Here is a 15,335-nt window from a genome sequence, read left to right as displayed (position 1 = left end):
AACAAAAATACTGAGGTGGTATATTTAGGTATAATTATTGTAGCAATATGGATTCTTATAATCCTAATTATCAGATTTGGAATAACGAAATGTTAAATTTCGTTAATTCTTCTTTGCAGCATGTAAAAGCTTATTTTTTTTGCTTGTTTTCACAAAACATTTTTAGACCTTTACCGTATGTTCAAACGTATTAAGAATAAATTTTTACGCTATATAGCGATCGCTATATATTTTTTAATCGTCCTAGTTTGTGCTATACAGCTTAACTTTTTAGGGCTTTTTGGCTACTCGCCTACAAAAAAGGATATTACGATGCCAAGTGTCAATATCTCAACAGAATTGTATACTGCAGATAGTGTATTAATAGGTCGGTATTTCGATGAAGATCGTAATCCCGTTGCTTTTGACAGTATATCTAAGCATGTGATAAATGCTTTGGTCGCTACGGAAGATGTTCGTTTTTATAAACATAGTGGGGTTGATTTTTGGGGTTTAGGATCGGGGATTATTTCGACCTTAACTGGGGATAAAAGGGGGGCAAGTACCATTACACAGCAACTTGCAAAAAATCTTTATCGAACTCGATATAATAAGTCTGGTGGTTTACTGGCAAAAATTCCTGGTGTGGGTTTGATCGTAACCAAATTCAAAGAATGGATGACAGCTTATAAATTGGAATCCCGTTATGAAAAGAATGAAATCATTACAATGTATTTGAATACGGTATCTTTTAGTAATAATTCTTATGGTATCCAAACTGCTGCGCGTCGTTATTTTAGTAAAAATGCAAGTGACTTGAGTATCAATGAATCCGCAGTATTGGTGGGGATGCTGAAAGGAACTACAATCTATAATCCAATGCGTAATTTAGAAAAGTCGCGTGAACGTAGAAATGTTGTATTGGCGCAAATGGCAAAAGCTGATTATATTGATCAATCACAGGTAGAAAAATTGTCAAAAGAGCCATTAGTCTTGCATGCGGACAATAAGGATGTACATGCAGGAGAAGATTCATATTTGCGTGCAGCTGTAGAACGTTGGTTGGAAAAATGGGCAGAAGAGAATGATCGAGATATTTATAAAGATGGTTTAAAAATTTACACCACCATCAATTCAAAAATGCAAAAGCATGCCGAGGAGGCTGTAGCTAAGCAAATGCAAGTATTGCAAAGAAGATTGAAAAACGCATGGGGCAATGAAGATCCTTGGAGGGATCTGTCCGGTAAGGTGATTCCTGGGTTTATTGATAATTTGGTTAAAAAAACCGATTATTATAAATTTTTGGCTAAAAAATACGATAACCGTACGGATAGTATGGATTACTATCTGAATCAAAAAAAAGAAATGGAAGTTTTTTCATGGAAAGGTGAACGCTTGCGTGAGAAGGTGCAGATGTCCACAGTGGATTCGATCAAATATTATGTGACGATGTTGAATACGGGTGTGATGAGTATGGATCCATACTCGGGTGAGATCAAAGTTTGGGTTGGAGGAATAGATCATCAATATTTTAAGTATGATCATGTAAACCAGTCAAAACGACAAGCAGGATCCACATTTAAACCATTTGTTTATTTGGCTGCCTTGGAATCGGGCATGACCCCTTGTGATCAAATGCAAGATAAGCCAGTCACGATTAAAATTGATAAAGGCGATTCTATTGAAGTTTGGGAGCCTAAAAATGCAGATTGGAATTTCAGTTACCGAGATATGTCCTTGCGTTGGGCAATGGCACGTTCGGTAAATTCAATCACCGTGCAGTTAACGGAAAAAGTTGGGGCGGATAAGATTGTGGAAGCGGCTTATCGTGTTGGTATAGAAAGTAAATTGAGTGCTGTAGCATCGATTGGATTGGGGCCGAATGATGTTTCAGTTTTTGAGATGGCAAATGGATATTCAACAATGATGAATCATGGTGAGCGTGTGACTCCGGTTTTAGTTTCGCGCATTGAAGATTATGAAGGTAATGTTATTGCAACTTTTAAACCTGAACGTAAACAAGTTGTCGATAAACAGGATGCCTGGTTGATGACTTATATGTTGCGTGGTGGAATGGAGGAGCCAGGGGGGACTTCACAAGCCTTGTGGGAATATGACTTGTTTAGTAAAGAAAATGAGATAGGGGGTAAAACTGGTACTTCGTCCGAATATGTTGACGGATGGTATATGGGGGTTACAAAGGATTTGGTAACAGCAGTATGGGTAGGCTGTGATGATCGTAATATTCACTTTAAAAACTCACAAACAGGAGAGGGGTCTAAAACAGCTTTACCGATCTTTGGTTTGTTTATGGAAGCTATATACAAAGATAAAGCTCTAGGGTATACTCAGGGTAAATTTCCAGCACCTACTGTCGAAATCACCAAGAAATATAATTGTGAGACACCTCGTCCTCCTCGAGAAGAAGTAGTGTTAGATTCCACAGCAACAGACGACGAATTGCCTTTGGAGGAATTAGAAAATAGTGGTAGCGAAGGTACAACTCAAGAAGAGGGATTGTCAACACCTGAGCAGAGAGATAACATTGATGTATTGTCTACCGAAAGAGATGTCGTTGCGACAAAACCACCTGACTCGATCGATACTGTAGAGTAAAGTAAATATATGATATTTTTTGGAAATCGGTTGTTTATGAAGTATAAGCAACCGATTTTTTTTCTACCGTATTCATGTGGAATGGACACAAATTTTTCCAGTCGGCATTTTGTTTGCGGATCAATTTTTCTTTTTGCATAAAGGTAAAATGACGCAGTTCAAGTAATCTTTTCTCAGCTTTTTCTTTAGATTCGAATTTTTCTATATAAACGATGCGTGTTAAGTGCGGTCCGTTTGGAAAAAAGATATTACTGCTGCTTCTAATTTCGTTTGCAATTAATGCGAAATCTGATGTAATGTCTACATTTAGGAAGTGTCTATTGCTGTCAGTAATAATGTATAATGTGTATGATTTCATGTTTGAGCTAATAAATTTGGTTATTTGTATAATTTTTACTAATTTTATTGGCACAATATTACTAATATTTTTAGATATTAAAAATTAAATTTTAAAAAATATGCCAAACATAGCTTCCAATCTTAAGTTTTTAAGAAAAACGAAAAGACTTACACAACAGCAGTTTGCCGATTTATTGGAAATAAAGCGTGCTTCTGTAGGGGCGTATGAAGAGGATCGGGCTGAGCCAAAATATGAATTACTAAAAAAGATAGCAGAATTTTATGAGCTATCAATGGATGAGCTTGCTAATGATGAGATTAATGATAAGTGGAAACGAGCACCGAAAAGCAATGCTTCTAATTTACGTGTATTGAGTGTAACGGTAGATGGGCAGGATCGTGAGAATATAGAGCTTGTTCCGGTAAAGGCTAGTGCTGGTTATATGAACGGTTATTCTGATCCCGAGTATGTAGCGACTTTGCCTAAATTTTCGTTACCTATGTTCAATCAGGGGACCTATCGTGCTTTTGAAATTAAAGGAGATTCGATGCGACCTCTACCAAGTGGATCTATCATTGTGGCAGAATATGTTGAAAACTGGAATGAAATTAAACCAGGACATACTTATGTCATTGTTTCCAAGGATGAAGGTGTTGTATATAAGCGGGTGGCTTATAAATTTAAGGAAGATAAAGGGTTGAAGCTGGTTTCGGATAACAAAAGTTATGATCCTTACTGGGTTGAGGCTGGTGATATTATGGAAGTATGGCGAGCAAAAGCATTTATTAGTACCACCTTACCGGAGCCTAGTAATGAGCCTACGATGGAGACGCTAACAAGCATGATGGCCGAAATGCAAAAAACGATAAATTCGGTTGTTGATAAAGGTTAAATGTAGATTATAAGTAAACTTTTTTTATGCGAATTTTGATTGTTTGAAAAAAAATATTTACCTTTGTCCTATCTGAGAGGAAGGGGGCAACGTATGCCCCCTTTTTTAATTCATTGATTTCAGTATTTTTATTCGATTTCGACAGAATATGCAAAATGTAGAGAAAAGAGTTATCGAACTCGTTCAAGAAAAAATAGCAGATCGCGATGATTTGTTTATTGTAAGTGTTAAGTTTCATCCAAACAGTGTCTTGGAGGTTTTATTGGATGGTGATCAAGGGATTAGTATCGATGACTGTGTACAAGTTAGCAAATTTGTCGGATTCCAGCTAGAAGAAGAGGGTGTAGTAGAAAAAGCTTACCGTCTAGAAGTTTCATCTCCAGGTATAGATACTAATTTTGTTCATCAAAGACAGTATGAAAAAAATATTGGACGCAATGTACAAGTGAAGTTAAATGATGGAACGAAAGCTGAAGGTACTTTGCTTGAAGTTGATGACTCACAGATTACTATTGAAGAAACAATAAAAGAAAAAGGAAAAAAGGCGCAGCAGGCTGCTCGTATTATTCCTTTGGAACAAATAAAAGCAACTAAGGTGTTAATTTCATTTAAATAAAAATGAGCAGCAATATCAATTTGATTGACTCTTTCCAAGAGTTTAAAGAGTTTAAAAACATTGACCGACCAACGGTTATTTCTGTGTTAGAGGAAGTATTCCGTAGTATGATCCGTAGACGTTTCGGCACAGATGAGAATTGTGATGTTATTGTCAACCCAGATAATGGGGATTTGGAAATCTGGAGAACTCGCGTTGTTGTTGAAGATGAATTTTCGGAAGATGATGATTTAGAAATTGAATTAACAGAAGCGAAGAAATTTGATGTTGATTTGGAAGTCGGTGATGACTATATTGAACAAATTACATTAGAGAGCTTTGGTCGTCGTGCTATTTTGGCAGCACGTCAAACTTTGGTTTCAAAAGTATTGGAATTAGAGAAAGACGAAGTTTTCAAAAAATATAAAGACCGAGAAGGTGAATTGGTTATTGGTGAAGTTTATCAAATCTGGAAAAAGGAATTACTTGTTTTGGACGATGATGGTAATGAATTGATTTTACCAAAGACTGAACAGATTCCTGCGGATTATTTCAAGAAGGGCGATAGCATTCGTGCAGTAGTTTATAAAGTAGATATGATGAATAATAATCCTAAGATTCTTATTTCTCGTACTGCTCCAGAATTTTTACAACGTTTATTTGAGCTTGAAGTTCCTGAAATCTTCGATGGTTTAATTACAATTAAGAAAATCGTTCGTGAACCAGGTGAGCGTGCTAAAGTAGCTGTTGAATCCTACGACGATCGTATCGACCCAGTTGGTGCTTGTGTTGGTATGAAAGGATCTCGTATTCATGGTATTGTTCGTGAACTGCGCAATGAAAATATTGATGTGATCAATTTTACGACCAATCATTCTCTTTATATCACACGCGCACTGAGCCCAGCTCGTATTAGCTCAATCAAAATTGATGAGGAAAATAAGACTGCCGCTGTGTATTTAAAATCTGATCAAGTATCTTTGGCAATTGGTCGTGGTGGACACAATATCAAATTGGCCGGTAAATTGACGGGTTATGAAATCGATGTATATCGTGAGAATGATGAATTTGATGAGGATGTGGATATCGAAGAATTCAGCGATGAGATCGAAAGCTGGGTTATTGATCAATTGAAACGTGTTGGTTTAGACTCTGCACGTTCAGTATTGGCATTGACAGAAGAAGAATTGTCCAGACGTACTGATCTGGAAGAAGATACGGTAAAAGAGATTTTACGTATTTTGCAGGCTGAATTTGAATAAAATGAAGCCATATAATTTATTTTCATCTCTATTTCGAATTTAATTGTTATAGAGATGTAAAAAAAACATATTTTTGTATTAAATATTTAATTAGTTAAAATAATAGATGACTGAAGGAAAAGGTACAAACCTGCTTAAAGCAGCAAAGGAACTCAATATTGGCATATCTACTGCCGTAGATTGTTTAGTGAAAAAAGGATATGACGTCGACGCCAAGCCTAATACTAAGCTATCCGGAGAGATGTACAATGTGCTGTTGAAAGAGTTTCAAGGTGACAAAATCGTGAAAGATGAAGCTAAACAAATTGTTATTGGCAAAATTCGTCGTGATGAGTCGCCAGTCGCTTCTCCTAAAGAATCATCTAAAAATGACGATTATGAAGAAACTGTAGTTTCAAAAGAAATTTTGATTAAAAATGTTGCAGTTAATACAAGAGAAGGATCGGATGCTGTTAAAAATGAGACGCCTACTGAAAAAGTAACTGAACATGAAGCAAAAGAAAGTTCGTCAAATACGCATACTGGAGGGATGAAAGTCGTTGGTAAAATAGATTTAGATGCTTTGAAAAGAGGTTCTAAACCTAAAAAAGAAGACACTCCAGAAGTGAAAGCTGAAACTCCAAAGGAAGTGGAGAAGAGGCCTGAGGTGGTTAAAGAAGCAACTCCTGCTGCTCCAAAACCTATTGTAATAACTGAGCCAAAATTAGAGGTTCCGAAAGTTGAAGCGCCAAAAGTTCCGGTAGTGGAAGCACCAAAAGCAGAGGAGAAAGTGAAGGAAGCACCGAAGGTTGTCATTGCTGCACCTCAAAAAGTTGAAGTTAAAACTGAAGCTCCAAAAGTTCAAGAGAAGAAAGTGGTAGAAGAAAAGCCAAAAAATGAAAAACCTGCTGTAAAAGCACCGGTTGAAACTCCTGTAAAGGAAGAGAAAAAAGTTAATCCTGCAGATGAAGTCATTAGTGCTAAGGCAGAACGATTAACAGGTCCAAAAGTAATTGGAAAGATTGAATTGCCAACGGCAAGACCTTCTCATAGAGATAAACCTGTAGCATCTTCTTCAAGTGCTACTGGCAATGATCAGAAACGTAAACGTAAGCGTACAAATAACCCAGGAAGTGCACCTCAGGGTGGTGGTACTCATCCAAATCGTACTGGTGGTCCTAATCAAAGTGGAGGTACTCATCCAAATCGTACTGGAGGAAATCATCCTGCTGGAAATAACCAAAATCGCCCAGGTGGTGCTCCAGGTGTAAATCAAAACCGCCCAGGAGGTGGTCCTGGTGGACAACATAACCGTCCAGGAGGTCCAGGTGCTAACAAAAGTCGTCCTCCTTTTAACAATAATAGGGGTAAAGGACCTAATGAGCCAAAAGAGGAACCTACAGAAAAGGAAATTCAAGATCAAATCAAGGCAACATTAGCGCGCTTAAGTGGCGCTGGTAAATCAGGTAAATTCGCACAACGTGCTAAATTGAGACGTCAAAAGCGTGACGATGTAGCTAGTAATGCAGAAGAGGAAGCATTAGAAAGAGAAATGCAAGCAAAAGTTTTGCGCGTTACGGAATTTGTGACAGCAAACGAACTTGCAAACTTAATGGATGTAGCTGTAACACAAATTATCGCAACTTGTATGAGTTTAGGTATGTTCGTGTCTATTAATCAACGTCTAGATGCTGAAACTTTAACAATTGTTGCTGATGAATTTGGTTATCAAATCGAGTTTATTAAACCTGAAGATGAAGAAATTGCTGATCTTGAACAAGCAGATAATGAAGATTCATTAGTTTCTCGTGCTCCAATCGTTACTGTAATGGGTCACGTCGATCATGGTAAAACATCTTTGTTAGATTATGTGCGTAAAGCAAACGTAACAGGCGGTGAAGCAGGTGGTATCACGCAGCACATTGGTGCTTATGCGGTACAACTTGATGGTGGACGTAAGATCACATTCTTAGATACTCCTGGTCACGAAGCTTTTACAGCGATGCGTGCCCGTGGTGCTAAAGTAACGGATATTGTTATTATTGTTATTGCAGCGGATGATGCTGTGATGCCACAAACAAAAGAGGCAATCAACCACGCACAAGCTGCTGGTGTACCGATTGTATTTGCATTTACAAAAATAGACAAGCCTGGTGCTAATACAGATCGTATTAAAGAGCAGTTGTCTCAAATGAATATATTAGTAGAAGATTGGGGAGGTAAATACCAAGCGCAAGAGATCTCAGCAAAAACTGGATTAAATGTTGATCTTTTATTAGAAAAAGTATTATTAGAAGCAGAGATGTTAGACCTTAAAGCCGATCCTAATAAGCGTGCTGTAGGTTCTGTTATTGAAGCTGCTTTAGATAAAGGTAGAGGTATTGTTACAACTGTATTGATCTTAGGAGGTACGTTACGTGTAGGAGATCCAATTTTAGCAGGTTCTCATAGTGGTAAAGTAAAAGCTTTGACCAATGAACGTGGAGAACGTGTTAAAGAAGCTGGTCCTTCTGTGCCGGTTCAGATATTGGGTATGGCTGGAGCACCTACTGCAGGTGATAAGTTTTACACAATGGAAAGCGAATCTGAAGCACGTAATGTGGCGAATAAACGTCTTCAATTGCAACGTGAGCAAGGTATGCGTGCTACGAAACATATTACTTTGGATGAGATTGGTCGTCGTTTGGCAATCGGTAACTTTAAAGAATTGAACGTAATCGTAAAAGGTGACGTGGATGGTTCGATCGAGGCCTTATCAGATTCATTATTGAAATTATCAACACAAGAGATTCAGGTAAATGTAATCCACAAATCTGTGGGTGCAATCTCTGAGTCAGATGTATTGTTAGCTTCTGCTTCTGATGCGATTATCATTGGTTTCCAAGTTCGTCCATCTATAGGTGCACGTAAATTGGCTGAGCAAGAGCAAATCGATATTCGTCTTTATTCGATCATCTATGATGCTATTGCTGAACTTAAATCAGCAATGGAAGGCATGTTGGCTCCGAAATTTGAAGAGAAAATCGTTGCTAACGTTGAAATCCGCGAAACATTTAAAATCTCTAAAGTTGGTACTATTGCAGGTTGTATGGTATTGGATGGTAAGATTAACCGCAATAATGATATTCGTATCGTACGTGATGGGGTTGTTGTTTTCACAGGCAAATTAGCTTCATTGAAACGTTTCAAAGACGATGTGAAAGAAGTGTCATTTGGTTATGAGTGTGGTTTGAATATTCAAGGATACAACGATATCCAAGAAGGAGATATTGTAGAAGCTTACGAACAAGTTGAAGTAAAACGTAAATTGTAATATCCCATTTACGTTATATAAATAGGCTGTATTATGAATTAAATTTAGTCTTTAAGTATAAAATATCCCTGTGAAGGATAATAAATAAAAAAAAGGTTGCACTTAAAAAAGTGCAACCTTTTTTTTGTTGACTTCATATTTGATTGATTTCAAAGGTGGCATATTTTTAATTGGCATCTTATTGATCTACTTTTTTAAAATCTGCGCACGATTATATTCATAGTTCATTCGGGCAATGTTTAGAACCGAAATACTTTGAGGGCACTCTATTTCACAAGCTTCAGTGTTTGTACAATGCCCAAAAAGTTCTTTATCCATTTGATGTACCATATCAATCACACGTGATAGACGTTCTTCTTTACCCTGCGGAAGTAATACCATATGATTGATTTTGGCAGAAGTAAAAAGTGCTGCACTTCCATTTTTACAAGTGGCAACGCAAGCACCACAACCAATACAAGCTGCCGAATCAAATGCAGCTTCTGTTATTTCATGTGTAATCGGTATGGTGAGTGCCTCTGGTGCCTGTCCTGTATTGATAGATACAAACCCACCAGTGGAAATAATGCGATCAAATGCAGAGCGATCTACTTTTAAATCTTTTTTAACAGGAAAAGCTTCTGATCTAAATGGTTCAATAATAATAATTTCTCCATCTTTAAAAGATCTCAAATGTAATTGACAGGTCGTTGTATTTTTAAGAGGACCGTGTGCAATTCCATTAATCATTATACCACATTGACCACAAATTCCTTCACGGCAATCGTGATCGAATTCTACTGGTGTGTCATTGGACAATATGAGTTTCTCATTGAGGGTATCCAACATTTCGAGAAAAGACATATGTGGATTGAGATTTTCTAATGTATAATCTACGAGTTTGCCTTCAGTGTTTTTACCTTCTTGCCTCCATATTTTCAGTTGTAACTTCATAGCTTGAATTTTAGTATTATTTATAACTACGTACAATTGGTTGAATCACTTCAAAGGATAGGGGCTCTTTATGCAATAGGGGTATTTCATTATTATTCCATTCCCAAGCAGAAATAAATTGATATTCCTCATCATTTCGTTTGGCTTCACCCTCTGTTGTTTGATATTCTTCACGGAAATGTGCTCCACAAGACTCATTTCTTGTAATTGCATCATAACACATCAGTTCACCAATTTCCAAATAGTCTGCAACTCTCCCTGCTTTTTCTATTTCGGTGTTCATGGTTGCCTCAGTTCCTGGAATATGAACATATTTATGAAATTCTTCTCTTAATTTTCTTATTTCAGAGATTGCAAATTTTAATCCATTTGCATTTCGAACGAGTCCGCAATAGTCATACAATATTTTACCAAGTGTTTTATGGTAATAATCTACGGTTTTATCTCCTTTGCTATTGCTGAATCGATGCAATTGTGCTCTTACCTCTTGTTCAGCTTTTTCGAACTCAATATGATCTGTCGATATTTTTCCTGTATGGATATCCCCTGATAAATAATTTGCAATCGTATAAGGTGCTATAAAATATCCATCTACAGAAGCCTGCAAGAGTGAATTTGCACCTAAGCGGTTAGCCCCATGATCAGCAAAATTAGCTTCGCCTAAGGCAAATAATCCAGGAATTGTGGTCATCAGTTCGTAATCTACCCAAAGACCGCCCATTGAGAAGTGTGCGGAAGGAGAAATCATCATCGGTACTTCATATGCATTGTAACCGGTAATTTTTTCATACATATCGAATAAGTTACCATACTTTTCTTTAATCTTATCGATCCCTTGTTCTTTAATTGCTTTAGCAAAATCAAGATAAACTGCATTTTTTAATGGCCCGATTCCAAAGCCAGCATCAATCCTTTCCTTTGCTGCACGAGACGAGATGTCTCTTGGGGCAAGGTTTCCAAAAGCTGGATATCTACGCTCTAGGTAATAGTCTCTTTCCTGTTCGGGAATCTCATTGGCAGATCGTTGTTCATTTTCTTTACTCGGTACCCAGATTCTTCCATCGTTTCGCAATGATTCAGACATCAGCGTTAATTTGGATTGGTAATCTCCAGATTGCGGTAGTGAAGTAGGATGAATTTGAATCCAGCTTGGACTAGCCATTAAAGCCCCTTTTTTATGGGCTCTCCAGATGGCAGAACCATTACATCCCATTGCTAAGGTAGAAAGATAGTATATTTTACCATAGCCACCCGTTGCCAATATTACTGCATGTGCTGCATGCCGTTCGATTTGACCGGTATCGAGATTTCTTATAATTACACCTCGTGCTTTCCCCTCAATAACAACTAAATCTAACATTTCATGTCTACTATATAAAGCGACACTTTTTTTTCCTACCTGACGCATAAGCGCCTGATAAGATCCTAATAACAATTGTTGTCCTGTCTGTCCTCGTGAATAAAAGGTACGGCTTACCTGCACCCCACCAAAAGAGCGATTGTTTAAATAGCCACCATATTCACGACCAAAGGGTACTCCCTGAGCCACTGCTTGGTCAATTAGATTAAGTGAACATTCGGCCATACGGTAAACATTTGCTTCGCGAGCACGAAAATCACCACCTTTTAGTGTATCAACAAACATACGATACACACTGTCACCATCATTTTTATAATTTTTTGCTGCATTAACACCTCCTTGTGCAGCGACAGAATGTGCACGTCTAGGGCTGTCTTGGAAGCAAAAGGATTTGACATTATAGCCCATTTCTCCTAATGATGCAGCGATGGAACTTCCAGCTAACCCAGTTCCAATGACAATGACATCTAATTTTTTGCGATTTGCAGGATTGACCAATTTGGCGTTTTTTTTATAGTTCTCCCATTTTTTTCCAAAGAACCTTCTGGGATTTTTGCATCTAAATTCATGTTCTTAAAATATGAAGGTTAACCTATTGTGTAAAGTAAATGTAGATGGGCATCATTGCAAATCCTACACTTATGATGACGGAATAAGCGATGCCACAATTTCTTATCCATTTTACATATTTGGGATGGAAAAGCCCTAAGGTACGAATAGCACTATGTACACCATGTATTAAATGATAGCACAATGCGACCATAGATAAAACATAAATCACCACATACCACCATTCTCTAAAAGTGGTGACCACCAATATGTAGAGATCTTTATTGCCATTACTGTCTATTGGTGGGGTGCCAAATTTATAGATATACCAAAAATTTTGAAAATGAATGACTAAGAATATTAAGATAATTGTACCTAAAACTCCCATGTTGCGACTATACCATTTGCTGGCCCGCTGTCTTTGATCGCAATGGTATTTTTTTCCTGATCTTCTATTTTTAATGGTGATCACGACTGCATCTAATGCATGTAATATGATGCTGGTATATAAGACATATGATACTATTTTAATAACGATATTGCCTGATAAAAAATGAGAATATGCATTAAATTGGGTATGTGCTTGTTCGACAGGAAGAAATAATTGTAAGTTTCCTAAAAAGTGAATGATTAAGAAAAAACAAAGAAACAAACCTGTAAAACACATCAGCAATTTTCGAGATAGCGTTGTCAACATAAGCAAAGAATTAATAGTAACCGATTATTTTCATCCACAGACCACCAATTGCCATGTAGATCACAAGTAATAAAACACCAATTTCAAAACCTTTTACCCACCATGATTTAAGGTCTACATATCCACTGCCGAAATAAACGGGGGCGGGGCCATGTCCATAGTGAGTCAGAACACCATATATTGAACCAACAAACCCAAGCATCATTGCGAGTAGCATACCTGGTATACCTAAGGAAACCCCTACACCTAACATAGCAGCATACATTGCGGCAACATGAGCTGTCGCACTTGCGAAAATATAGTGACTGTAGAAGTAGACTAAAATAATTACAGGAAATGCAATAATCCAATTAAGACCTCCGATTTGGGTTTTAATTAAATCGCTAAACCATCCTATAAATCCTAGCTCATTTAAGGAGCTAGCCATCATGACCAACACTGCAAACCAAACGATCGTATCCCAAGCGCCTTTTTCAGATTTGACATCTTCCCAAGTGAGTACGGAAGTGAGCAGCAAAAGTGTGAGTCCTATAAAAGCGGTTGTCGTGGCATCTATGGATAACGAACCACCTAAAATCCATAAACTCAATAGAATGAAAAAGGCAAGTAACATCAACCATTCGTTTGTTTTAATTGCTCCCATTTCTTTTAGTTTTTCCGTTGCCATTTTGGGGGCATCAGCTGTTTTTTTTAATTCAGGTGGATATAATTTGTACAAGACTAGTGGTACTAGAATAAATGCAACAAGTCCAGGAACAAATCCTGCAGCTGCCCAAGACATCCATGTTATATTAATTCCTAAATCTGCTGCAAATTTCTGACACATCGGATTACTTGCTGTTCCGGTAAGAAACATTGATGAGGCAATGAGATTCATATAATAACTATTTAAAGTTAAATAGGCTCCAATTTTTCGATGTGTATTCGGGTCTTCTGGGAGTGAACCAAAGCTGATTGCCATGGATTTCATAATGGGGTAGATGATACCTCCGCCTCGAGCCGTATTGCTTGGGATAGCGGGAGCAAGGCAAACGTCTGCAAGACCTAGTCCATAAGCTAAGCCCAATGAACTCTTTCCGAAAATTTTGATAAATATAAACGCAATTCTATTTCCTAAACCTGTTTTGATAAAGCCTCTAGCTATAAAAAATGAAATACCAATAAGCCAGATTACTTTGTCACCAAAACCACTTAATGATTTGGTAATAGATAGGGCGGGATTACCTGGTGCTAATACTTGTGTTAAAGCTGTAAATCCTATAGCTAGCATACACATGGTTCCCATAGGTGCTGCTTTTAGAATAATACCTAATATGGTTGCTGCAAAAATTGCAAATAGGTGCCAAGCTTCGGGCGATACACCATGTGGTACCGGTATAAACCAAATAATCAATGCGAAAGCAAAGGTAATCCCCATTTTTTTAATGTCCACTTCTTTCATAATATGTACGTTAGGTTACAATCGACTTTGAACTTGTAAAATGAACAAATTACCATTGTATTTGTTTGAACTTTCGATTTGATGTTTATAATAGTCTATCTGCATACCCATTTGTATTCTAGCACCATAGTTTTTTAAGAATTCTAAACTGAACATGGGGACTATAGATTGTCTTGGATTGGAATTTTGCCTAAAATCAGTATCTAAATATTCGTACCTGCATGAAAATTCAATAGCTTTTAGGTTTTTATAATCAATTTCATAACGCATATTGGGTAAAAAATAAGCCCCTCGCATTTGATATTGATATATGTTTTCTAGTCGATTTGTTTCTTCAAGACTGAAATATAAATTGTGATTAATCGCTTGTTTTGCTTCTATTTGGAAATCCATGTTCCACTTTTGCGCAAGTTGAAATTTGGATGATATATCAAATGCTAAAGCGTGTACATTTCTTTTAAATACGGTACCTGTACCTCCGTTTAATCCTATACTAAAATCATATCTTTTTGAAAGATCAAATACAATACGCGTTAAAAATTGTTTACCATTATCTTTGTCCGAAACCTGATTTTTTCCATTTCCATTAACTACAGAAATAGCATACCGCATAGGTATCTTACCAACCGGCAGTGTGCCGCCAACGGAGGCTCCTATCTGAAAGCTTGTCCAACCATTTTTACCAAACTCTGTATATTGATTTGACCATTCTAATGATTTTATAATATCCACGGGGTATGTTTCTTCTAGTCCGAACCAAGGCCTGAACTGCCCTACGGTAATAGCAACCTTAGGATTAAAGCTATATCTCAGATAAGCATTTTCTAAAACTCGTGTTTTGGGATCATTTTTAAAATCTGCGAAGTTGGCTAAAGCTACAACTTCCACTCTTTTACTGATCTGTCCTTTCACTTGTGCGCGCATATATTTAAGAGAAAAGGAGTTGTTGGTACCCTTGTCATCTATATGATGAAGACCTTCTACATCAACATTTTTTTTAAGACTTGTGGTGAATCGACCTTGAAAAAGACCTTTGAATTGAAATTTAGGATAACTATCCAAAATTTTTCCTTGTGTACTATCTGGAACCTGGGCGCGAACAGCGTGACTTTTCAAAAGTAAAAAGCTGATCATGACACTTATTACAAAAGGTAAAAGTTTTTTCATATAAAAAAAATTAATGTGAAAAGAACAAGGTAATCATTGGTATAAATTTTAATTTATACTCTAAATATAATCGTATAGTTGGTTATTTAATGGGCAATTGTTGTTCTGCTCATATAGTAAATGTAAGGAGTTAAATCTATATAAAAAAGGAAAAAATATAATAATTCAATATTTTTTTAAGTTCAATAGTAGTTGTATGTTGTTAATTGGAA

General features: G+C 37.0%; 10 protein-coding genes and 1 pseudogene. 5 read left to right on the top strand and 6 right to left on the bottom strand.

Features of this window, described 5'->3' with window-relative positions; all coding sequences use genetic code 11:
- Positions 1–177 precede the first annotated feature (177 nt).
- Positions 178–2,595, top strand: a complete 2,418-nt coding sequence (locus MUB18_RS18330) for a penicillin-binding protein 1A (protein ID WP_248754170.1) — start codon at positions 178–180, stop codon at positions 2,593–2,595.
- A gap of 34 nt (positions 2,596–2,629) precedes the next feature.
- On the opposite strand, the gene MUB18_RS18325 is transcribed toward MUB18_RS18330, so the two are convergent.
- On the bottom strand, positions 2,630–2,953 hold the full coding sequence (locus MUB18_RS18325) for a hypothetical protein (protein WP_045754908.1): 324 nt from the start codon (positions 2,951–2,953) through the stop codon (positions 2,630–2,632).
- Positions 2,954–3,053: 100 nt separating this feature from the next.
- On the opposite strand from MUB18_RS18325, the gene MUB18_RS18320 reads away from it, so the two are divergent.
- From MUB18_RS18320 to infB, 4 genes are all read left to right on the top strand, one after another.
- A complete protein-coding gene (locus MUB18_RS18320) occupies positions 3,054–3,827 on the top strand; it encodes an XRE family transcriptional regulator (protein WP_248754169.1) in 774 nt (257 codons plus the stop codon).
- Between the two features lie 148 nt (positions 3,828–3,975).
- Complete coding sequence (rimP, locus tag MUB18_RS18315; RefSeq protein ID WP_045754910.1) at positions 3,976–4,443, top strand: ribosome assembly cofactor RimP; 468 nt, start codon at positions 3,976–3,978, stop codon at positions 4,441–4,443.
- A 2-nt stretch (positions 4,444–4,445) separates the two neighbouring features.
- On the top strand, positions 4,446–5,684 hold the full coding sequence (nusA, locus tag MUB18_RS18310; protein WP_045754911.1) for a transcription termination factor NusA: 1,239 nt from the start codon (positions 4,446–4,448) through the stop codon (positions 5,682–5,684).
- A gap of 106 nt (positions 5,685–5,790) precedes the next feature.
- Complete coding sequence (gene infB / locus MUB18_RS18305) at positions 5,791–8,976, top strand: translation initiation factor IF-2 (protein ID WP_045754912.1); 3,186 nt, start codon at positions 5,791–5,793, stop codon at positions 8,974–8,976.
- A 186-nt stretch (positions 8,977–9,162) separates the two neighbouring features.
- On the opposite strand, the gene MUB18_RS18300 is transcribed toward infB, so the two are convergent.
- The 5 genes and pseudogenes from MUB18_RS18300 to MUB18_RS18280 form a co-directional block, all read right to left on the bottom strand.
- Positions 9,163–9,909 carry a succinate dehydrogenase/fumarate reductase iron-sulfur subunit gene (locus tag MUB18_RS18300; protein ID WP_248754168.1) on the bottom strand — a complete coding sequence of 249 codons (747 nt, stop codon included), beginning with the start codon at positions 9,907–9,909 and terminating at the stop codon, positions 9,163–9,165.
- Positions 9,910–9,925: 16 nt separating this feature from the next.
- Positions 9,926–11,838 (bottom strand): annotated as a pseudogene (locus MUB18_RS18295) (fumarate reductase/succinate dehydrogenase flavoprotein subunit).
- Positions 11,839–11,861: 23 nt separating this feature from the next.
- Positions 11,862–12,515, bottom strand: coding sequence for a succinate dehydrogenase cytochrome b subunit (locus MUB18_RS18290; RefSeq protein ID WP_045754914.1), 654 nt, complete (start codon positions 12,513–12,515; stop codon positions 11,862–11,864).
- Between the two features lie 10 nt (positions 12,516–12,525).
- Positions 12,526–13,956: an anion permease gene (locus MUB18_RS18285; protein ID WP_248754167.1), complete on the bottom strand. Its 1,431-nt coding sequence runs from the start codon at positions 13,954–13,956 to the stop codon at positions 12,526–12,528.
- A gap of 15 nt (positions 13,957–13,971) precedes the next feature.
- Positions 13,972–15,123: a porin gene (locus tag MUB18_RS18280; protein WP_248754166.1), complete on the bottom strand. Its 1,152-nt coding sequence runs from the start codon at positions 15,121–15,123 to the stop codon at positions 13,972–13,974.
- Positions 15,124–15,335: the final 212 nt, after the last annotated feature.

Source organism: Sphingobacterium sp. PCS056 (genome assembly GCF_023273895.1).
In the GTDB taxonomy this organism is placed as follows: Bacteria; Bacteroidota; Bacteroidia; order Sphingobacteriales; family Sphingobacteriaceae; genus Sphingobacterium.
Note: the sequence above shows the minus strand (reverse complement) of the source record. Positions and strands in the feature narration are given on the sequence as shown.